Here is a 19,769-nt window from a genome sequence, read left to right on the forward strand (position 1 = left end):
CGCTCGAGGCATGGCGGTGAGCACGACGCGGCGCGCAATCGTGCGGCGGCGCACGGGTGCTGACCCGGCCAGGACGCCGGACGACCTCGCCGTCGAGTCTCCGCTGGTGCTGGGTCTGGACAGCCGTACCGGGCCGAGCGAGACCCTGGCGACGCTCATGCGCACGCCCGGTCACGACATCGAGCTCGCCGCGGGGTGGCTGGTCGTCGAGTCCGGAGTGCGCCGGGCCGAGGACGTGGTCATGCTGCGCACCTGCCGCGAGGACGACACCGACCGCGTGCACGTCACGCTCGCGTCGGGTGTCCGTCCGCCGCGGGCCCGGGCCTATGTCACGAGCGCGGCCTGCGGCGTCTGCAGCGCGGACGTCCTGGACCTCTCCCTGCTCGCCGGCTCGCCCCCGCACACCGCGAACTGGACGGTGGCGGCCGACGTGCTGGCGACGCTGCCGGACCTCATGCGGCAGCGGCAGCGCGCCTTCGACCGGACCGGCGCCGTCCACGCTGCGGCCCTCGCCGACAACACCGGCGAACTCGGCCCGGTGCGTGAGGACGTCGGTCGCCACAACGCCGTCGACAAGGTCGTCGGTCATGCCCTGCAGCAGGGCCTGCTGCCGGCCACAGACCGGCTCCTCGTGGTCTCCGGCCGGGTCTCCTTCGAGATCGTGCAGAAGGCGGTGGCCGCGGGGGTGGCCGGCATCGTGGCGGTCTCCGCCCCGTCCAGCCTGGCGGTCGACCTCGCCCGCGATCAGGGGCTGTTGCTGGCCGGCATGGTCCGAGGCGGCCGGCTCAACCTCTACGCCGGCGACGAGCTCGTCATCTGATACCGGCGCTCACGGCCGCATGGTCACTTTGCGTGACGAGACCCGGTCATATGGTGACGGACCGTTAGACCCTTTCGCTCCCAGCTCACAGCCGGTGACGATGAAGGGGTGACAGGCGGGGGCCGGATCGAGGTGAGTGTCGGGGAAGCCGACGTGCTCATCACCATGATCGGCGACGTCGACTATCTCGTCACCGCCGAGTTCGACATGGTCAGCGTCCTCGACCCCGCCCGCGGCCGTCCGGTCCGCTTCGACCTCGGCGGCGTCACCTTCTTCGACTCGCGCGGTATCGCCGAGCTGCTCACCGCCCGCAACTTCGCCCATCACGTGGAGCTGGTGAACACCCCGCCGGACGTCCGCAAGCTGCTCGAGCTCACCGGGGTCATCGGCCTCTTCGACCAGGCCTGACGACTCGCAAGCCCGGCCGCGCAGACCCGGCGCCTCTGACCCGGCCCCTCTGACCCGAAGCGTGCGGCCGCGAGGCCCGGTCGCGCGGGGACGCCGTAACGTTCGCCCCATGCGCGGCGATCAGTTGACCTGGCACTGGCAGGTCCCGGACTCCCATCCCTTCGCCTCGGGGATCGAGCACGGCTTCAAGGAGGGCTTCGCCGGGTCGAAGCCGCCGAAGGCGGAGTCCCATGCAGCCGCCTCGGCCTACGAGGCCGGCGTCCGCGCCCGTGACGAGGTCCGCGACGAGTCGCGCCGTTTCACCGAGCTGCGCGTCTACCTCGCCGACGACGAGCATGTCGGCTACGAGCTGACCCGGGGCGACGCCCCGGTCGAGGACGGCGACTGACCGAGGACGGCGACTGAACGACCCCGGCGGCCGCGCCCTCAGCGAGGGTCGCGCCCCCGATGCTCGATCCGGGCCCGATCGGCGTCGGCCCAGGTGTCAACGTCCCGTCCCCAGCCGCCGGCATCCGGGACCTCGACGACCGTCACCTCCTGGAGCAGAGCGCGCATCGGAGCGCCCCGTGGCTCGTCGACGGCGTGCAGTGCGGCGCGCAGCGAAGCCGTCCGCCATGCGGCGGCCAGATGCTGGCGACGGCCGTCTGCCACCAACAGCGCCACACCATCGTCGGGGACCGCATCCCGCAGCAGCGGCAGGGCCGGTCCCACCCGCGGCAGGTCGGCGGCCAGGACCAGCGTCACCGGTGCCGACAGCAGCGGCAGCGCCGCCGCCAGCCCCGCCACCGGACCACCGCCGGGGGGATCCTCGCGCGCCCAGGCCAGGGTGGCGCCGGCAGGAACGCTGACCGGCTGCGGTGGGCCCACCACCACGAGCCGCCCCGTCCCGCCGAGAGCGGCGGCGACCCGGTCCAGCAGCGTGATGCCGCCGATCTCGACCTGCGGCTTGACCACGCCACCGAGCCGCGACCCGGTGCCCCCGGCCAGGACGACGGCATCGAAGCTCACCCCTGGAAGACTAGAGCGGTGGCTTCCCCGGTGCTCGGCGCGGTGATCGGCGCCGTCGCCGTCGTGGCGGCGTCGCCCTACCTGGCGCGACTCAACCTCACCGTCCCCGACGCCGAGGAGCGGCGGTGGTGGCGCGGTCGACCGGCCTCGCCTGCGGCCACGGCGGTGACAGCGGCGGTCGGCGCCGTCCTCGGCGGCCTCGCTGGCTACGCGGCCGGGGCGAGCCTGCAGCTGCCCGCCTTCGTCCTGCTCGCCCTGCTCGCCACACCGCTGCTCGTCATCGACTACCTGCACCACCGCCTGCCCAACCGTCTCGTCTTCCCGCTCGCCCTCGGCGCGCCGCTGCTGGCCCTGCTGCCCGCCGGGCTGGACCACCGCTGGTCGGACTACGGCCGGGCGGCCGCCGGTGCCGCCGCGGTCTTCGCCGTCCTCTTCGCGCTCGCCTACGCCGTGCCCCGGGCCTTCGGCTACGGCGACGTGAAGCTCGGCGCCGTCCTCGGCGGCTACCTCGGCTGGTTCGGCTGGGCCGAGGTCTACTACGGCATCTTCGGCGGCTTCGTCTTCGGCTCGATCGTGGCTCTGGCGCTGCTGGCCACCGGCAGGGCGCGCATGAAGACGGCCATCCCGTTCGGACCTATGCTCGTGCTGGGAGCGCTCGTGGTGTTGGCCTTCGATCTGGTGCCGCGGCTCTGAAATCGGGTACGTCGCAGTCGTGACATCAGACGCGCGCCCCGGCCCCACCCTCTTCATCCTCTACGGCGCCACCGGCGACCTCGCCAAGCGCATGGTGCTGCCCGCCTTCTACACCCTCGCCAAGGAGGGGCTGCTGCCGCGCGACTGGATGCTGGTCGGCAACGGCCGCGGCGACGTCTCCCACTACGACTTCCGCAAGCACGTGGAGCAGGTGCTCACCGACAGCGGCGAGGACCTCTCCGACAGCACCTGGAGCGAGTTCGAGAAGCGGCTGCGCTTCGCCGGCGGCGGCTTCGCCAAGGACGACCCGGGCAGCCTGCTCGACGTCATCGCCGAGTCCCGCAAGGAGGTCGGTGACGACGCGCAGCTCGTCCACTACCTCGCCATCCCGCCCTCGGCGTTCCAGCGCATCACCGAGGGCCTCGGCGAGCACGACCTCGCCGAGGGCAGCTACGTCGTCTACGAGAAGCCGTTCGGGACGTCGGCCGAGAACTTCCGCGAGCTCGACCGCATGGTCCACGAGGTGCTGGACGAGAAGCAGGTCTTCCGGATCGACCACTTCCTCGGCAAGGAGGCGACGCAGAACCTGCACGTCACCCGCTTCGCCAACGGCCTCTTCGACGCGGTCTGGTCGCGCGAGCACATCCGGGCGGTCCAGATCGACGTCCCCGAGACCCTCGGCATCGCCGACCGTGCCGTCTTCTACGACGAGACCGGCGCCGTGCTCGACATGCTCGTCACCCACCTGTTCCAGCTCGCGGCCGAGGTCGCCATGGAGCCGCCGACCAACCTCACCGCCGAGAACCTGCAGGCCGCCCGCGAAGAGGTCATCGGCTGCTTCCGCAAGCTCGACCCGGCCGATGTCGTGCTCGGCCAGTTCGAGGGCTTCACCGAGACCGAGGGGGTCCGCAAGACCTCCAAGACCGACACCTTCGTCGCGGCCAAGCTCTTCATCGACAACGACCGATGGCGCGACGTGCCCTTCCTGCTGCGCACCGGCAAGCGGCTGCATGCCTCCGCGCAACGGGTCAGCCTGATCCTGCGCGAGCCCGCCGGCACCCTCGAGGGCGTGCCGAAGAACGGCAACGTCCTCACCTTCGACCTCGCCGGCAACGGCGCCATCGACCTGCGGCTGGTGACCAAGCGCCCCGGCCCCGAGGTGGACCTCGACGCCGCCGACGTGACGCTGCACCTGGACGCCGACCCCGACTCCGATCCGCTGCCGCCCTACGCCCGCCTCATCCACGACGTGCTCTCCGGCGACCGGTCGCTCTTCACCCGCCCGGACGGCCTTGCCGCCGTCTGGGAGGCGGCCGGCCCGCTGCTGGACAACCCGCCGCCACTGCACCGCTACGCGCCCTCGTCCTGGGGGCCGAAGCAGGCGGCGAAGCTCGCCGAACCGGACGGCTGGCTGCTGGGGGAGTAGCGCCGAGCAGAGTCGCTTCTGGGAGACTGGCCCGCGTGTTGCGTTGGATCACCGCCGGCGAGTCGCACGGCCCTGCCCTCGTCGCCCTGATCGACGGCCTGCCCGCCGGTATCGGCGTCACCACCGCCGACATCGCCGGCGACCTTGCCCGGCGGCGCCTCGGTTACGGTCGCGGCGCCCGGATGAAGTTCGAGCAGGACGTCGTCGAGCTCACCGGCGGGGTGCGGCACGGTGTGACGATGGGCGGGCCGGTCGCGGTCCGCGTCGGCAACACCGAGTGGCCGAAGTGGGAGCAGGTGATGTCTGCCGACCCGGTCGACGAGGACGTCCTGGCCGAGCTGGCGCGCAACGCCCCGCTGACCCGGCCACGCCCCGGCCACGCCGATCTTGCCGGCATGCAGAAGTACGACGTCGCCGACGCCCGTCCCGTGCTGGAGCGTGCCAGCGCCCGCGAGACCGCCGCGCGGGTCGCGCTCGGCACCGTGGCCCGTGCCTTCCTGCAGCAGTCGTTGGGAATCCGCATCGTCAGCCATGTCGTCGGTATCGGATCGGTGACCGCACCCGCAGGTGTCGTCCCGACGCCGGAGGACGCCGAGGCGGTCGACGCGTCGCCGGTGCGCTGCCTGGACGCCACTGCGAGCGCGGCGATGGTGGCCGAGATCGACGCCACCCGCAAGGACGGCGACACCCTCGGTGGCGTCGTCGAGGTGCTGGCCTACGGTCTGCCGCCGGGCATCGGCAGCTTCACCCACGGTGACCGTCGCCTGGACGGCCGGCTCGCCGCCGCCCTCATGGGCATCCAGGCCATCAAGGGTGTCGAGGTCGGCGACGGCTTCGAGCTGGCCCGCATCCGCGGCTCGCTGGCGCACGACGAGATCGTCAACGCCGACGGGGTCATCCGCCGCGTCTCCGGGCGTTCGGGGGGCACCGAGGGCGGCATGACGACCGGTGAGGTGCTGCGGGTCCGCGCCGCCATGAAGCCGATCTCCACCGTGCCGCGGGCGCTGCGCACTGTCGACACCGAGACCGGTGAGGCCGCTGTCGCCATCAACCAGCGCTCGGACGTCTGCGCCGTCCCGGCCGCGGGCGTCGTCGCCGAGGCGATGGTGGCGCTGGTGCTGGCCGAGGCCGTCCTGGAGAAGTTCGGCGGCGACTCGGTCGACGAGACCCGCCGCAATGCCGAGAGCTATCACAAGCGGCTGGTCGAGCGCGGGCTCACCCCCGCCAGCCGGGAGTGACGCCGAGATGACACCCAAGGCGGTGCTGGTCGGACTGCCGGGGGCGGGCAAGAGCACCACCGGACGCCGGCTGGCCAAGATCCTCTGCGTCGGGTTCGCCGACTCCGACGACCTGGTCGAGGCCGCCACCGGACGCAGCGTGGCCGAGCTGTTCGCCGAGGACGGCGAGGCCGCGTTCCGTGCCGCTGAGGCGACGGCGGTGACGGCTGCGGTGACCGGCTTCGACGGCATCCTCTCCCTCGGCGGCGGTGCGCTCACCACCCCGGCCGTCCGTGCGGCCCTGGTGGCGTGCGGCGCGCCGGTGGTGCTGCTGCGGGCCTCGCTGGCCACGCTCGGCGACCGCGTCGGCGCCGCCCGGAGCCGGCCGCTGCTCGCCGACGACCCCGCCGAACGGCTCGCCACGCTGGCCGCCGAACGCGCGCCGCTGTACCGCGGCGCCGCGACCATGACCGTCGACACCGACGGCAAGACACCGGGCCAGGTCGCCGCGACCATCGCGGCCCGGTTGCACGAGCGGAGTCGCACATGACCACCACCACGATCCAGGTCGCCGGACCGCAGCCGTACCCGGTGCACGTCGGTCACGACGTCCTCGGCGAGCTCCCGGCGCTGCTGCCGGGGGTGACGCAGGTGGCCGTGATCCACCAGCCCGTCGTCGAGACGGTGGCGCGCGGCGTCGCGGACGCCCTGCCGGGCGCGAAGGTCCACCTGCTGCCGGTCCCGAACGGCGAGGCGGCCAAGACCACCGCCGTCGCCGCGGGACTCTGGGACGAGCTGGGGGAGCGTGGCTTCACCCGCTCCGACGCGATCGTCGGTGTGGGGGGCGGCGCCGCCACCGATCTCGCCGGCTGGGTCGCCGCCTCGTGGCTGCGCGGGGTCCGCGTCGTCCACGTCGCCACCACGCTCGCCGCCATGGTCGACGCCGCCGTCGGGGGCAAGACCGGCGTGAACACCGCGCGCGGCAAGAACCTGGTGGGTGCCTTCCACCCGCCGGCCGGCGTGCTCTGCGATCTCGCCACCCTGGTGACGCTGCCGCCGGCGGACTACCTCGCCGGACTGGCCGAGGTGGTCAAGAGCGGCTTCATCGCCGACCCCGTCATCCTCGACCTCATCGAGGCCGATCCGGAGGCTGCGAGCATCGCCGGCAACGCCGTCGAGCGCGAGCTGGTGGAGCGGACGATCGCGGTCAAGGCACGCGTCGTCTCCGAGGATCTCACCGAACAGGGACTGCGCGAGATCCTCAACTACGGCCACACTCTCGGCCACGCCATCGAGCGCGCCGAGAACTACCGCTGGCGTCACGGCGACGCTGTCTCGGTGGGGCTCGTCTACGCCGCGGCGCTCGGCCGTCGGCTGGGACGGCTGGACGACGCCACCGCCGACCGCCACCGCAGCCTGCTCACCGCGCTCCGGCTACCGGTGGGCTACCGCGCCGACGCCTACGACGAGCTGCTCGCCTCGATGCGCATCGACAAGAAGGCCCGCGGCAACCGGCTGCGCTTCGTCGTCCTCGACGGCCTGGCCCGGCCGGTCTCGGTCGACGAGCCCGACGCCGACATCCTGCTCGACGCCTACTCGGAGGTCGCCCTGTGAGCACCCGTGTCCTCGTCCTCAACGGACCCAACCTGGGGCGGCTCGGTCGCCGCGAGCCGGCCGTCTACGGGACGACCACCCATGAGCAGCTCGCCGCGCTCTGCGTCCGCGGCGGAACCGAGCTGGGGCTGGACGTCGAGGTGCGGCAGACCGACAGCGAGGCCGAGCTGCTCGGCTGGCTGCACGAGGCCGCTGACAGTGAGACCCCGGTGGTCCTCAACGCGGCGGGACTGACCCACACCTCGGTGGTGCTCGGCGACGCCTGCGCCATGCGGACCGCGCCGCTGGTCGAGGTGCACCTGTCCAACGTCCACGCCCGCGAGCCGTTCCGCCACCACAGCTACGTCTCGGCGCACGCCGACGGCGTCATCGCCGGCCTCGGCGTCGAGGGGTACGTCCTCGCGCTCTCCTGGCTCTCGTCCCGGTTGAACGAGGGATAGCCGCAGTTCAAGGGTTTTCCTATCGGCCGGGTACGGTTTTGCCGTGGGCTTCGACTGGACGCTGGCGATCGCGGCGCTGGGCATCGGCGTGATCGTCGGCCTCACCGGCATGGGCGGCGGGGCGCTGATGACACCGGTGCTCGTCCTCTTCTTCGGCGTGCCGCCGCTGGCGGCGGTCTCGAGCGACTTGGTCGCGAGCGCGGTAATGAAGCCGGTGGGCTCCATCGTCCACCTGCGCAACGGGACGGTGCGCCTCGACCTCGTGAAGTGGCTCTGTCTGGGATCCGTCCCTGCCGCCTTCGCCGGCGCGTGGATCATCAGCCTGCTGCACGGCGGCGCCGGGGTAGACACCGCGATCAAGCGTGCATTGGGCGTCGCCCTCGTCATCGCGGCGGCGGGGCTCTTCGTCCGGGCCTACCTGCGCCTTGCCGAACGGGCGGGCGACCGGCACGGCCGCCGGGACGCCGACCCGCAGGGGCCGCCCGATGTCGTCGTCAAGCCCGTGCCCACCCTCCTCGTCGGAGCACTCGGCGGGGTCATCGTGGGCATGACCTCCGTGGGCAGCGGCTCGCTGATCATCATCGCGCTGATGTTCCTGTACCCGACGCTGCGGGCCAGCTCGCTCGTCGGCACCGACCTCGTGCAGGCGGTGCCGCTCGTGGCCGCCGCCGCGGCGGGTCACCTGCTCTTCGGCGACTTCGAGCTCTCGGTGACCGGGGCGCTGCTGGTCGGGTCGGTGCCGGGCGCCTATCTCGGGGCGCAGCTGTCGTCCCGGCTGCCTGGGGCGCTGATCCGGCGCGCGCTCGCCTTCGTACTACTCGCCTCCGCCCTCAAGCTGCTCGACGCGTCGAACCTCGTGACCGCGGCCGTCCTCGGCACGCTGCTGGTCGTCGCGGGGCCGATCTGGATGGTGCTGCGTCGCCTCCACGGTTTCCCGGCGTTGCCGTGGCGCGACCGCGCGGCGCCGCCACCTGTCTCCGCGGGGCACTGACCTCGTCGCGCAGCCGAAATCGCGCAATATGTCGAAGTATTGACACAAAACCGTCTCGGAGAGCAGGTTGCTCTTCGCCCCACCCGAGACGAAGACGAGGCCCCGACGCGTGACCCGACAGGTGCAGCCGACCAGCGGAGTCCTGCGAGCCGCCAACCGCGCCAGCGTGGTCCGGGTCCTTCGCGGTGCCGGCTGGGCCACCCGTGCCGAGCTCGTCCGCCACACCGGACTGTCCCGGGCGACGGTGAGCAGCGTCCTCTCCGAGCTGCGGGAGCGCGGTCTCATCGCCGAGCGCAGCGTGGCCCCGTCCGGGTCGCGGGGCCGCCCCGCCAGCCAAGTGGCGCTGGACCGCTCGGCGGGGACGGCGATCGCGGTGGACATCGGGGTGCGGCACGTCGCCGTGGCCGTCGGCGACCTGTCGCACAGCGTGCTGGCCGAGCGCTGGGTCTCCGTGCCCCGCGGGCACACCGCCGCGCGCGGCACCCGCTTGGTCCTGGACAGCATCGCCGACGCCCTCGAGCAGGCTGCCGTCGATCCGGACGACCTCGTCGGCGCCGCCATCAGCGTCGCCGCGCCGGTGACCACCACCGGCGGCGGCTTCGCCGTCCCCGGCGTCCTGCCCGGCTGGAACGAGTCCACGCTGGCCGAGCTCGTCGCCGACCGCTGGGCCATCCCGGTCGTCACCGAGAACGACGCCAACCTCGGCGCGCTGGGGGAGTGCGTCGCACGTCCGCCCGAGACCGACGGCGACGTCCTCTTCGTCAAGATCGCGAGCCGGATCGGCCTCGGCTCGGCGCGCGGCCAGCACATCGTCCGGGGCCGCCACGGCTTCGCCGGCGAATTCGGTCACGTCACCGCGAGGCCGGACGGCGGCCGCTGCTGGTGCGGTCGCCGCGGTTGCCTCGAGCTCTACGCCGGCGGCGACGGCATGCTGGCGCGCCTGGCCGGACGCCGCGACGTCCTCACCCTCACCGGCCTCGTCGAGCTCGCGGCCGCCGACGACGAGGTGCGCGGCGTGGTGACCGCCGGCGTCCGGGCGCTGGCCCGCGCGCTCACGGACCTGGTCGTCGTGCTGGACCCCGCGCGCCTGGTGCTCGGCGGCGAGCTCACCGCGCTGGGGCCGCTGCTGGTCGAGCCGATCCGCGCCGAGCTGGCCGCCCTGCCCTTCGGCTCACCCGTCGAGCTCACCGTCTCCCCGCTGGGCGAGCGGGCCTCGCTCGTCGGCGCGCTGAGCCTCGTGCTCACCCAGCCCGGCCGCTTCGCCGACCACTCGCACCAGCGGGCGGCCGTCCCCGCCACGACGACCCCTCACGTGCCGCTCCAGCCCCGGGCGAGCGCATGACCCACCACCCCGTTTCCCGGACGAAGGAGTCCAGCTCGTGAGACGTCCCCCGCATGGACCGGCACGGCGCAGTCTCGCCGTCGGCGCCGTGATCACCCTCGGCGCGGCCCTGCTCGCCGCCCCGTCCCCGGCGGCGGTCGCCGCCCCTGCGAGGACGGCGGCCAGCCGGGCCGTCGTCTCGGGGAACGCCCGCTTCGAGGTGCTCTCGCCCACCCTCATCCGCACCGAGTACGCCGGCGACCGGCGGTTCCTGAACGCGGCGACCTTCAACGCGGTGGGGCGGGACGGATTTGCCCGCGCCCGGTTCACGGCCAAGACGGTCCGGGGTTGGCTCACCATCGACACCGACGCCGTGACGCTGCGCTACAAGGTCGGCTCCGGCCCCTTCACCGCGAAGAACCTCACGCTGGCCGTGGACAACGGCGGCCAGCAGGTCCTCGCCGCGCCGTGGGGGCAGCAGTCCGCCAAGGGCTGCGCGCCGGGGGTGCGCTGCGAGGCCGAGGACCTCAGCACCTCCGGACTGTCGGTCGCCACCAACCACGCCGACTACAGCGGGCGCGGCTTCGTCGCGGGCTTCGAGAGTCAGGGCAACTCGCTGGCCTTCACCGTGGACGTCGCCACCGCCGGGACCTACGACGTCGCCCTCCGCTACGCCAACAGCCAGGGCGGGGACGGCCAGATCACCACCCGCACCCTCGGCGTCGCCGCCGACGGCGGCACGGCAGCCACCCTCTCGCTGCCGCCCACCGCCAACTGGGACACCTGGCAGACCGCGTCGGTCCCGCTGACGCTCTCGGCGGGCAGCCACACCGTCGTCGTCTCACGTCGGGCCTCGGACTCCGGCGACGTGAACGTCGACAACGTCGCGCTGCTGGCACCGGGCGCGGCCTACCCGCCGGTGGCGACACCGGCCCCGACACTGTGCGGCTTCGGCACGGTCTGCGAGGCCGAGGGCGGCCAGCTCTCCGGCGGCGCCCGGCCAGCCTTCGACCACAACGGCTTCTCCGGCGACGCCTTCGTGGGAGGCCTCGAGCGGGCCGGTGCTGCGGACACGGTGACCGTCACCGGCGTCCCGGCGGCCGGCACCTACCGGCTGCAGCTGCGCTACGCGAACTTCAAGGCCGGCTCGCAGCCGGTGCAGGCGCGCGACGTCAGCGTCACGGTCGGCTCGGCAGCGCCGACCACCGCCACGCTGGCGCCCACCAGCAGCTGGGACGCCTGGCGGACGGTCTCGATCCCGGTACGCCTGGCCCGGGGGACGAATGCGGTCACGCTGGGTTGTCCTACTGACGCCAGCTGCAACGTCAACGTCGACACCGTCGCGGTGGCCCGGCCGCAGGCGCCGCTGCTCGCGCCGCACGCCCCGCTCGGCGGTTACCGCCGCAGCATGGACAACGTCGGCGGCGACGCCCTGACCAACCCCGGTCTGCTCTACGCCGACGGCTGGTCGCTGCTGGACGACACCCCGTCCGCGATCTATGACGCAAGACTGCGCAAAACCACACCGCGGCCGTCGCATGACGGCGAGCCTTACCAGGACGGCTACGTTTTCGGCTACGGCAAGGACTACCCGCAGGCGCTGCAGGACCTCTCCACCCTCACCGGTCCGGCCACGCTGCTGCCCCGCTGGGCCTACGGCACCTGGTACTCCGAGTACTACGACCGCACCGCCGCGGACTTCCAGTCGATCGTCGAGCGCTTCCGCAGCGAGGGCGTCCCGCTGGACACGCTCGTGATCGACACCGACTTCAAGGCGCCCAACCAGTGGAACGGCTGGGAGATCGACCCCGCCAAGTTCCCCGACCCGAAGGCCTTCTTCGCGTGGGCGCACGCGGAGGGTCTGCACACCTCTCTCAACCTGCACCCCAGTATCGAGAAGTCCGACCCGCAGTTCGCCAGGGCCCAGCAGCTCGCCAAGGGCAAGTTGCAACCCGGCTCGTGTGGCGGCGGCGCCGTCGACTGCTACGTCTTCGACTTCGGCGACGCCGACCAGCTCAAGGCCTACCTCGCGCTGCACGACGAGATGCAGGCCGACGGCAACGACCTGTGGTGGATGGACTGGTGCTGCGACGGTTCGACCATGTCGCGCCCCGGCGTCACCGGTGATGCCTGGGTCAACCAGGCCTACGCCGACTACACCGGCAAGACGGTCGACCGCGGCTTCGCCTTCTCCCGCGCCTACGGGACGCTCGAGGCCGGCGGCTACGGCAACATCACGCCGTCCCCGACCGGGCCGTGGGCCGACAAGCGGACGACGCTGCACTTCACCGGCGACACCATCTCGAACTGGGACACGCTGGCCTACGAGGTCGGCTACACGCCGGGTGAGGCCGCCGCGACGGGCCTGCCGTCCATCAGCCACGACATCGGCGGTCACACCGGCGGGCTGCAGGAGCCCGGCAGCGAGAAGGGTTCGACCAAGCTGCCGGACGACCTCTACGCCCGCTGGGTGCAGTTCGGCACCTTCCAGCCGATCGACCGGCTGCACTCCAACCACAGCGACCGACTGCCCTGGCAGTACGGCGCTGCCGCGGACGCCTCGGCGACCAAGTTCCTGAACCTGCGTGAGCGGCTGGTGCCGTACACCTACACGCTGGCCCAGCAGGCCCGCGCGACGGGCACGCCGATCACCCGGCCGCTGTACCTGCAGTACCCGGACCAGCAGGAGGCGTACGCGCAGGCCGATGCCGAGTACCTCTACGGGCCAGATGTGCTCGTCGCCCCCGTCACCACGCCGGGGACCTCGGCCACGACCTCGGTGTGGTTCCCGGCCGGCAGCAGCTGGACGGACTGGTTCACCGGCAAGACCTACCGGGGTGGCACCACCGCGACGATCACCACCGATCTGGGCAGCATGCCGGTCTTCGTCCGCTCCGGTGGCATCGTCACCACTCGGACGAACGACGTCAGCGGGGACGTCAAGCACCCGCTCGACGCCGTCACGGTGACGGTGGCACAGGGGGCGAGCGGCTCGCGGACGCTCTACGAGGACGACGGCACCACCACCTCGACCCGGCACAGCAGCACGAGGATCAGCCTCGAGGGGAACAGGGTGACGATCGCACCGACGCAGGGGTCGTACCGAGGTCAGCTCGCCCGGCGTACCTGGACGGTGGCCTTCACCGCCGCCACGGCGCCGACCGTCGTCACCGTGGACGGCCGCCGGGTCTCCGCGGCGTCGTGGTCCTGGGACCGGACCACCCGGACCCTCACCGTGACCGCGGGCAGGCGCAGCGTCCACGACCGGGTGAGCGTCAGCTACCGCTGAGCAGGGTTGGCCCCACGTGCGCGCGGCTGTCCGGTCCGCCGGACCGCGCGCCCGTGGGGCCAACCACCGGTGCGTGCAGCAGAGCCGGGCTGCGTCAGAAGAGGCGGGGCAGCTCGGCCAGCGAGGCGACGGTGACGATGCGCTCGTCGTCGGGGTCCAGGTCGGCATGCTCGTGGGCCCAGGTGTTCGGATGCGGCACGAAGACGGCATTGAGACCGGCGGCGCGGGCGGCGACGACGTCGGAGCGGGGCGAGTTGCCGATCATCCAGCTGCGGGCGGCGTCGAGACCCCGCCGGGTGACGATCTCGCGGTAGGTGTCGGGGTCCTTCACCGGGACGATGTCGACCGCCGCGAAGTGGTGGGCCAGCCCGGAGGCGTCGATCTTGCGCTGCTGCTCCGCCGGCACGCCCTTGGTCACCATGAGCAGGTCGTGCCGGCTGCTGAGCTCGGCCAGGACGTCGGCCACCCCCGGCAGCAGCTCGACGTGCCCCGCGGCGAAGACCGCGCCGAAGTCGGCGATGCGGCGCCGGTCGTCGTCGCTCAGCGGCCGCTCGGTGATCAGGCTGAAGGCGTCCGCGAGCGAGCGCAAGAAGATCCTGCTGCCGTAGCCGTGCGTGACGATGTTCGCCTCCTCGACGTCGGCGATGATCGCGCGGATCCGCGCCGGGTCGAGGGTGGGGTGGGCCAGCCACTCGATGTAGTCGTCCACGACGCGCTCGAAGTAGACGTTGTTCTCCCACAGCGTGTCGTCGGCGTCGAAGATCAGGGTCTGGCGATCGGTCGGCACGGCAGCGATCATGCCGTGCTCGTCACCTCGGTCGGCAAGCCGACGTCCCGGACCTCCCAGCGGCGCGTCACGCCCAGGTCGGCGAGGAAGGTCTCGTCGTGGCTCACCACGATCAGCGCCCCGCGGAACGCCTGCAGCGCCGAGACGAGTTGTGCCACGCTGTCGAGGTCCAGGTCGTTCGTCGGCTCGTCGAGCAGCAGCAGCTGCGGCGGCGGCTCGGCCAGCAGCAGCGACGCCAGGGCCACCCGAAACCGCTCGCCACCGGACAACGTCCCCACCGGCCGATCGACGGTGTCACCCCGCAGCAGGAACCGCGCCAGCCGGTCGCGGATCTGCTGCGGGGTCGCGTCCGGCGCCACGGCTCGGACGTTGTCCCGGGCGCTGGCGGCGTCGTCGAGCAGGTCCAGACGCTGCGACAGCAGCCGGGTCGGGACGGCAGGCGCCGTCACCGGTCCCGCCGGGTGCGGCCGCCCTTCGGCCAGGGCCTGCAGCAGCGTCGTCTTCCCCGCGCCGTTGCCGCCGGTGAGTGCGATGCGTTCCGGGCCGCGGATGGCGACCGCGCCGATCCGGACCACGTCCCGACCCGCCGGCAGTTCGGTGCCGGGGAGGTCGATGTGGATGGTGTCGTCGTCGCGGACGCGCTCGGCTGCCTCCGCCAGCGCGGTGCGGGCGTCGTCGAGCCGTCCCGCCTGCACATCGCGATACTTGGCGGCCGAGACCTGCGCCGACCGCTTGTTGCTGTTCATCTTGATCTTGGGCTCGCGCTTCTCGCGGTAGGCCTTGTCACCGGTCCGCTGCCGCCTCGCCAGCGTGATCTGGGTGGCGACCCACTGCTGCTTCTCGCGGGCGAGCTCGCCCTCGGCGTTGCGCACCAACCGTTCGGCGGTCTGCTGTTCGGCCGCCAGCACCGCCTCGTACGTCGACCAGGGGCCGCCGAAGGTGCGGGCGTGACCGTCGCGCAGCTCGACGATCGTCTCCACCCGCTCCAGCAGCTCGCGGTCGTGGCTCGCGACGATCAGCACGCCCGGCCAGCTGCCGATCGCATCGTGGACGACCGTTCGCGCCCGGCGGTCCAGATTGTTGGTCGGCTCGTCGAGGAGGGTGATCGCGGGCTGCCGGACGAGCAACCCGGCGACGCCGATCAGCACGGTCTCGCCACCGGAGAGCGTCGTGACCGGACGGTCGAGCGGCTCCGGCACCCCGGTGAGGACGCCGAACCGGTCGAGGATCTCCCTCGCCCTGGCCTCGACGTCCCAGTCGTCGCCGAGCACCTCGAAGTGCGCCGGATCGGCGTCACCGGCCTCGATGGCTTGCAATGCGCGTCGGGACGCCGTGATACCGAGCAGGTCGGCGACGACGCCGTCCCGGCCGGGGCGTTGCGGGAGGTACCCGACGTCGCCGGTGACGCTCACCCTGCCGCGATCGGGGACGAGGTCGGCCGCGACGAGGCGCAGCAGCGTCGACTTGCCGCTGCCGTTGCTGCCGACGAGGCCGGTGTGGCCGGGGCCGAAGCTGACGTCCAGGTCGGTGAGGGCGGGGGTGCCGTCCGGCCAGGCGAAGGACAGCTGGTCGCAGACGACGGTGGGCAGGATGGCCGAACTCATGGAGGTCTCCGGGGAACGGTGCCGACAGGGGGCAGGGCTCGACCTCAGAAGTCCACGTTGCCACGCTAGCGCCGGCCGCCAGCCGATTTCCGGATAAGTTACCGACGAGTAGCATCCCCGCCATGAACGTCCTGGACCTCTACGGTCGTGCCACCAAGCTGCCGCTCGGCAAGGGGGCTTTCTCGCTCGCCTTCGCGCTGCAGGCGCCGTACTTCCTCACGATCGCGCCGTCGCTGGTCGAGCTGCGGCCGAACCATGCCACCGTCCGGGTGCGCAAGTGGTGGGGCGTGCACAACCACATCGGCACCGTGCACGCCATCGCGGTGGCCAACGGCCTGGAGATGGCGATGGGGGCCCTCGCCGAGGCGACCATCCCGGACGAGCTGCGCTGGATCCCCAAGGGGATGGAGCTGGAGTACCTGGCCAAGTCCACCTCGACACTGCTCGCCACCGCCGACACCGACCCGACCGACTGGGAACAGCCGGGCGAGATCAGGGTCCGGGTGCAGGCCACCCGGGACGACGGCACCGCGGTGGTCCGCGGCGTGATCCGACTGCATCTCAGCGCGAAGAAGTAGCGGCTACCCCCGCGTCACGCGCTGCCGGAAGGACGGCAGCGCGTCGCGCGACAGTCCGGCGCGACGGGCGATCTTATGGTTCGCGCCGGCCATGAGTCGGGCCTGCAGGACGGTCTCGGCCCAGAGCGCGCGGGCCGGGGAGACCGTCCAGGTCCGGTGGAAGAGTCGCTTGCTCAGGGCGACGGCGTCGGGGGAGCGGGCGGCCAGCTGCGCCACCAGGTCCTCCGCTGCCGCGAGCGGATTCTCGGCGACCTCGGTGACCAGCCCGTAGCCGTGGGCCCGCTCGGCGTCGATCACCTCAGCCGTCATGGTGAGCCGCTTCGCGACGTCCATGCCGACGAGTTCGCGCAGCGTCACCGATCCGGTCATGTCGGGGATGAGCCCCCACTTGCCCTCCATCACCGACAGCTCGGCGCCCGGAGCGGCGAAGCGGAAGTCCGCGGCGAGGGCGAGCTGCAGTCCGCCCCCGAAGCAGGCCCCGTGCAGCACCGCGACGACCGGCACCGGGAGCTGACGCCACGCCCAGCAGGCTCGCTGGAACAGGTTCGCCCGCCCCGGTGCCTTGAGGAAGGCCAGCGCGGTCGGCAGCGGGCCGGACCGGGCGACGGCGGCGAAGTCCAGCCCCGCACAGAAGGCCGGGCCGGCGCCCTGCAGGATCACCGCGCGCACCCCGCGATCAGCGGCGATGCGCTTCGGCGTCTCGGCCAGCGCGCGGAGCATATGCAGGTCCAGACCGTTGCGCTTCTCGGGCCGGGCCAGGGTCACATAGGCGATGCGGACGCCGTCGCGCTCGCGGATCTCGAGCACGAGCCGGTCCCGGACGGAGGTCCCGGTGGCATCGCTGGGCGAATCGGTGGTGGCATCGGTCACCGGCCCAGGGTAGGGCGACTAGACTCGCCCCTCGTGGCTACCACCAACGACCTCAAGAACGGCCTGGTCCTGAACCTGGACGGCCAGCTCTGGACCGTCACCGAGTTCCAGCACGTCAAGCCCGGCAAGGGTGGCGCCTTCGTGCGCACCACGCTGAAGAACGTGCTCTCCGGCAAGGTCGTCGACAAGACCTTCAACGCCGGCACCAAGGTCGAGACGGCCAACGTCGACAAGCGCGCGATGACCTTCCTCTACAAGGAGGGCGCGGACTTCGTCTTCATGGACAGCGACACCTACGACCAGATCCCGGTCTCCGGTGCGGTCATCGGCGACGCGGCGAACTACCTCCTCGACAACGCCGAGGTGGCGATCGCGGTCCATGACGGCAACCCGCTCTACATCGAGCTGCCGACCAGCGTCGAGCTCGTCATCAGCCACACCGACCCCGGCCTGCAGGGCGACCGGAGCACCGGCGGCACCAAGCCCGCCACGCTCGAGACCGGCGCCGAGATTCAGGTGCCGCTGTTCGTCTCCACCGGCGAGAAGGTCAAGGTCGACACCCGCGACGGCCGCTACCTGGGCCGCGTGAACAGCTAGTTGTCCGCACGCTCCAAGGCGCGTAAGCGCGCCCTCGACGTCCTCTACGAGGCCGACGTCCGGGGCACCGACGCCCTCACCACGCTGGCCGACCGGGTGGCGCTCGCCGAGCCGCCGGTGAACGACTACACCATCGAGCTCGTCGAGGGCGTCGCCGCCCACCGTCGCGACATCGACGGCATCCTCGCCGAGTACGCCGAGGGCTGGTCGGTCGACCGGATGCCCGACGTCGACCGTGCCGTGCTGCGCCTCGGCGTCTACGAGCTGCTCTGGCGGGACGACGTCCCCGACGCCGTCGTCATCGACGAGGCCGTCGAGCTGGCCAAGACGCTCTCCACCGACGACTCGCCGAAGTTCGTCAACGGTGTGCTGGCGAAGGTGCTGCGCGAGGGACCGCCGCGGTCCCCGGACGCCGCCGGCGCCGCCCCCACCAGCTGACGTCGCACCCCGGCGCGCCGGGGTTGGCCCCAGGTCCGCACCCCGCGTCCGGTGGGTTGGCCCCACGCTGGCGCGGTCCGAACGGCCCGGCCACCGCGCTCGCGTGGGGCCAACCCCGAGCGGACCGCGGGCGGGCAGGGCGCGACGCCGGGACCGAGGGCGCAGCCGTCAGGCGCGGTAGGACGGCAGCTGCTCGTCCAGCTCGGCGAAGATCGCGCGGTTGAGCTCGAAGGCCACCCGGACCTCCGCGACGAGGGCGAGGCGCTCGCCCGAGGAGAGTCGCAGCGCGTCCAGTCGGGTGCGGTAGGCGTCCTTGTACGGCTTGACCTTCGGGATGGCGAAGTCGAAGAAGGCGACCGCCGCCTCGGGGCCGTAGCTGTGCCGCAGCGCCCAGGCGATCGCCTGGCCGCCGGAGAGGTCGCCGAGGTAGCGGGTGTAGTGGTGCGCCACCAGCGCAGCGGGAGCGGCCGAGAGCAGGCGGTCGACGTAGGCGTCGGTCGCCGGCGACAGCACGTGCTCGGGATCCGCTCCGCGGGCCCAGAACTCCAGGTCGGCGTCGATGGCGGCGACCCGCTCCAGGACCGGGTCGCGGACCGCCGCGACCGTCGGGTCGTGCGCCGTGGCCCGCACCGAGGCCTCAAGGGCGGCATAGACCCGTCGCAGTCGGAGCAGCAGCTGGGCGTAGGCCGTGGGCCGCAGCCCTCCGGCCAGCAGCTCGGCGACGAACGGTGACTCCTCGGCCGCCCGGTGCTGGGCCGCCGACCCCTCCCGCATCGCCACCGACAGCGGCACCGACTCTGTCAGCACAGAGAAGCTGCTGAGTTGGACGGTGTCATGCTGGGAAACCGTAGTCGATGGTGATCGGCACCGAGCAAGTTCGTCGACGAGCCCTCCGGGCGAGGAGGCGAAGCTTGCGAGCGCCGGCGCGTCGCCGAACGGAGTGAGGCGAATGCGCGCGGTGGCCGAAGGACGGCCCCGAGCGGAGCGAGGGTCACCCGAGGGCGCGTGCCCGGCGGATAGTCACGGCTCGCCGTCGACGATGACGCTCTCGGGGGCCAGCACCTGCCAGCGGACGAGGCGCTCGGTGAGCTGCTCGATGGTGGTGTCATACATCAGGGCGAGCGTGCGCAGGTCCTCGTGGCGGACGGGGAGGGTCCGGGCGCCGAGATCGCCGCGCTGCCGCAGGATGGAGCCGACGAAACGTCGCAGGATGTCTGCCTGCGGATCGGCCAGCCCGTTGACCTTCTCCAGGTTGAGCACGATGCGCGACAGCGGCGTACCCGAGGGTGCGCTGGTCGCGAAGGGGGTGTCCTCGGGCGGCAGCAGGTCGCCGACCGCCACCCCGTAGAACTCGGCGAGCTCGGCGAGCCGCTGCACCGACACCGCGCGGTCGCCGCGCTCGTAGGAGCCGACGACGACAGCCTTCCACTTGCCCCCGGACTTGCGCTCCACACCGTGCAGCGAGAGATGCTGTTGCGTCCGGATCGTGCGCAGGCGGGCGCCGAGGGCCTTCGCGTAGCCCTCGTTGGCAACCGTCTCGCTGTCGATGGCTCGTCCTGTCATCTCGTCCCCGTCGCGCACGTGGCCGCCGTCGTGTTGATCACATCCGTCGGACCCTAGGGACCCAAGTATGCCGGAATCAGCGGGCGGCGCGGGCGTCATTCCGGC

Annotated in this window: 21 protein-coding genes; 15 read left to right on the plus strand and 6 right to left on the minus strand. The window is 72.4% G+C overall.

The annotated features are described in order from the left end of the window. The first annotated feature begins 10 nt into the window (after nt 1-10). From AC0NZQ_RS15630 to AC0NZQ_RS15640, 3 genes are all read left to right on the plus strand, one after another. A complete protein-coding gene (locus AC0NZQ_RS15630) occupies nt 11-820 on the plus strand; it encodes a formate dehydrogenase accessory sulfurtransferase FdhD (protein WP_474530848.1) in 810 nt (269 codons plus the stop codon). Between the two features lie 108 nt (nt 821-928). Continuing rightward, a complete protein-coding gene (locus AC0NZQ_RS15635; protein WP_474530849.1) occupies nt 929-1,228 on the plus strand; it encodes an STAS domain-containing protein in 300 nt (99 codons plus the stop codon). A gap of 109 nt (nt 1,229-1,337) precedes the next feature. After that, nucleotides 1,338-1,616 carry a hypothetical protein gene (locus AC0NZQ_RS15640; RefSeq protein WP_474530850.1) on the plus strand — a complete coding sequence of 93 codons (279 nt, stop codon included), beginning with the start codon at nt 1,338-1,340 and terminating at the stop codon, nt 1,614-1,616. A 38-nt stretch (nt 1,617-1,654) separates the two neighbouring features. On the opposite strand, the gene mobA is transcribed toward AC0NZQ_RS15640, so the two are convergent. After that, on the minus strand, nt 1,655-2,236 hold the full coding sequence (gene mobA, locus AC0NZQ_RS15645; RefSeq protein ID WP_474530851.1) for a molybdenum cofactor guanylyltransferase: 582 nt from the start codon (nt 2,234-2,236) through the stop codon (nt 1,655-1,657). Nucleotides 2,237-2,254: 18 nt separating this feature from the next. Here mobA and AC0NZQ_RS15650 point away from each other — a divergent pair, with 18 nt between their 5' ends. The 9 genes from AC0NZQ_RS15650 (at nt 2,255) to AC0NZQ_RS15690 (ending at nt 13,227) form a co-directional block, all read left to right on the plus strand. After that, complete coding sequence (locus AC0NZQ_RS15650) at nt 2,255-2,929, plus strand: prepilin peptidase (RefSeq protein WP_474530852.1); 675 nt, start codon at nt 2,255-2,257, stop codon at nt 2,927-2,929. A 19-nt stretch (nt 2,930-2,948) separates the two neighbouring features. Beyond that, nucleotides 2,949-4,355 carry a glucose-6-phosphate dehydrogenase gene (locus AC0NZQ_RS15655; protein ID WP_474530853.1) on the plus strand — a complete coding sequence of 469 codons (1,407 nt, stop codon included), beginning with the start codon at nt 2,949-2,951 and terminating at the stop codon, nt 4,353-4,355. Between the two features lie 38 nt (nt 4,356-4,393). After that, complete coding sequence (gene aroC / locus AC0NZQ_RS15660) at nt 4,394-5,593, plus strand: chorismate synthase (RefSeq protein WP_474531417.1); 1,200 nt, start codon at nt 4,394-4,396, stop codon at nt 5,591-5,593. Between the two features lie 7 nt (nt 5,594-5,600). Next, nucleotides 5,601-6,122 carry a shikimate kinase gene (locus AC0NZQ_RS15665; protein WP_474530854.1) on the plus strand — a complete coding sequence of 174 codons (522 nt, stop codon included), beginning with the start codon at nt 5,601-5,603 and terminating at the stop codon, nt 6,120-6,122. Continuing rightward, on the plus strand, nt 6,119-7,186 hold the full coding sequence (gene aroB, locus AC0NZQ_RS15670) for a 3-dehydroquinate synthase (RefSeq protein ID WP_474530855.1): 1,068 nt from the start codon (nt 6,119-6,121) through the stop codon (nt 7,184-7,186). Before AC0NZQ_RS15665 ends, aroB begins: the two co-directional genes overlap by 4 nt. Next, nucleotides 7,183-7,626: a type II 3-dehydroquinate dehydratase gene (gene aroQ / locus AC0NZQ_RS15675; protein ID WP_474530856.1), complete on the plus strand. Its 444-nt coding sequence runs from the start codon at nt 7,183-7,185 to the stop codon at nt 7,624-7,626. Before aroB ends, aroQ begins: the two co-directional genes overlap by 4 nt. A gap of 43 nt (nt 7,627-7,669) precedes the next feature. Continuing rightward, a complete protein-coding gene (locus tag AC0NZQ_RS15680; RefSeq protein ID WP_474530858.1) occupies nt 7,670-8,617 on the plus strand; it encodes a sulfite exporter TauE/SafE family protein in 948 nt (315 codons plus the stop codon). Between the two features lie 109 nt (nt 8,618-8,726). Then, on the plus strand, nt 8,727-9,959 hold the full coding sequence (locus AC0NZQ_RS15685; protein ID WP_474530859.1) for an ROK family transcriptional regulator: 1,233 nt from the start codon (nt 8,727-8,729) through the stop codon (nt 9,957-9,959). A 37-nt stretch (nt 9,960-9,996) separates the two neighbouring features. Beyond that, nucleotides 9,997-13,227 (plus strand): TIM-barrel domain-containing protein, encoded by a 3,231-nt coding sequence (locus AC0NZQ_RS15690; RefSeq protein WP_474530861.1) that lies wholly within the window; start codon nt 9,997-9,999, stop codon nt 13,225-13,227. A gap of 94 nt (nt 13,228-13,321) precedes the next feature. Here AC0NZQ_RS15690 and AC0NZQ_RS15695 read toward each other — a convergent pair whose 3' ends face one another. Both AC0NZQ_RS15695 and AC0NZQ_RS15700 read right to left on the minus strand, forming a co-directional pair. Continuing rightward, nucleotides 13,322-14,023 carry an HAD family hydrolase gene (locus tag AC0NZQ_RS15695; RefSeq protein WP_474531418.1) on the minus strand — a complete coding sequence of 234 codons (702 nt, stop codon included), beginning with the start codon at nt 14,021-14,023 and terminating at the stop codon, nt 13,322-13,324. Further along, nucleotides 14,023-15,618: an ABC-F family ATP-binding cassette domain-containing protein gene (locus AC0NZQ_RS15700; RefSeq protein ID WP_474530863.1), complete on the minus strand. Its 1,596-nt coding sequence runs from the start codon at nt 15,616-15,618 to the stop codon at nt 14,023-14,025. Before AC0NZQ_RS15700 ends, AC0NZQ_RS15695 begins: the two co-directional genes overlap by 1 nt. Before the next feature lie 122 nt (nt 15,619-15,740). Here AC0NZQ_RS15700 and AC0NZQ_RS15705 point away from each other — a divergent pair, with 122 nt between their 5' ends. After that, the gene (locus AC0NZQ_RS15705) at nt 15,741-16,196 is read left to right on the plus strand and encodes a hotdog fold domain-containing protein (protein ID WP_474530866.1); all 456 of its coding nucleotides are present in this window, start codon (nt 15,741-15,743) and stop codon (nt 16,194-16,196) included. 3 nt (nt 16,197-16,199) lie between these two features. On the opposite strand, the gene AC0NZQ_RS15710 is transcribed toward AC0NZQ_RS15705, so the two are convergent. Then, nucleotides 16,200-17,066, minus strand: coding sequence for a crotonase/enoyl-CoA hydratase family protein (locus AC0NZQ_RS15710; RefSeq protein ID WP_474530868.1), 867 nt, complete (start codon nt 17,064-17,066; stop codon nt 16,200-16,202). Between the two features lie 33 nt (nt 17,067-17,099). Between AC0NZQ_RS15710 and efp the strand changes: the two genes are divergently transcribed. After that, nucleotides 17,100-17,663 carry an elongation factor P gene (efp, locus tag AC0NZQ_RS15715; protein WP_474530869.1) on the plus strand — a complete coding sequence of 188 codons (564 nt, stop codon included), beginning with the start codon at nt 17,100-17,102 and terminating at the stop codon, nt 17,661-17,663. Then, a complete protein-coding gene (gene nusB / locus AC0NZQ_RS15720; RefSeq protein WP_474530871.1) occupies nt 17,664-18,101 on the plus strand; it encodes a transcription antitermination factor NusB in 438 nt (145 codons plus the stop codon). 168 nt (nt 18,102-18,269) lie between these two features. Here the strand turns inward: nusB and AC0NZQ_RS15725 are convergent, their stop codons facing one another. Together AC0NZQ_RS15725 and AC0NZQ_RS15730 are read right to left on the minus strand one after the other, a co-directional pair. Continuing rightward, on the minus strand, nt 18,270-18,875 hold the full coding sequence (locus AC0NZQ_RS15725) for a biliverdin-producing heme oxygenase (RefSeq protein ID WP_474531419.1): 606 nt from the start codon (nt 18,873-18,875) through the stop codon (nt 18,270-18,272). A gap of 246 nt (nt 18,876-19,121) precedes the next feature. Then, nucleotides 19,122-19,664, minus strand: coding sequence for a helix-turn-helix domain-containing protein (locus AC0NZQ_RS15730; protein ID WP_474530873.1), 543 nt, complete (start codon nt 19,662-19,664; stop codon nt 19,122-19,124). Nucleotides 19,665-19,769 lie beyond the last annotated feature (105 nt).

This window comes from Jatrophihabitans sp. sgz311053 (assembly GCF_056135305.1).

What these genes read in the sequence shown, in the direction of transcription:
- AC0NZQ_RS15630 (WP_474530848.1), top strand. Translation starts at nt 11, where the DNA reads ATGGCGGTGAGCACGACGCGGCGCGCAATCGTGCGGCGGCGCACGGGT.
- AC0NZQ_RS15640 (WP_474530850.1), top strand. Translation starts at nt 1,338, where the DNA reads ATGCGCGGCGATCAGTTGACCTGGCACTGGCAGGTCCCGGACTCCCAT.
- AC0NZQ_RS15665 (WP_474530854.1), top strand. Translation starts at nt 5,601, where the DNA reads ATGACACCCAAGGCGGTGCTGGTCGGACTGCCGGGGGCGGGCAAGAGC.
- aroB (WP_474530855.1), top strand. Translation starts at nt 6,119, where the DNA reads ATGACCACCACCACGATCCAGGTCGCCGGACCGCAGCCGTACCCGGTG.
- AC0NZQ_RS15700 (WP_474530863.1), bottom strand. Translation starts at nt 15,618, where the DNA reads ATGAGTTCGGCCATCCTGCCCACCGTCGTCTGCGACCAGCTGTCCTTC.
- AC0NZQ_RS15705 (WP_474530866.1), top strand. Translation starts at nt 15,741, where the DNA reads ATGAACGTCCTGGACCTCTACGGTCGTGCCACCAAGCTGCCGCTCGGC.
- AC0NZQ_RS15725 (WP_474531419.1), bottom strand. Translation starts at nt 18,875, where the DNA reads ATGCGGGAGGGGTCGGCGGCCCAGCACCGGGCGGCCGAGGAGTCACCG.
- AC0NZQ_RS15730 (WP_474530873.1), bottom strand. Translation starts at nt 19,664, where the DNA reads ATGACAGGACGAGCCATCGACAGCGAGACGGTTGCCAACGAGGGCTAC.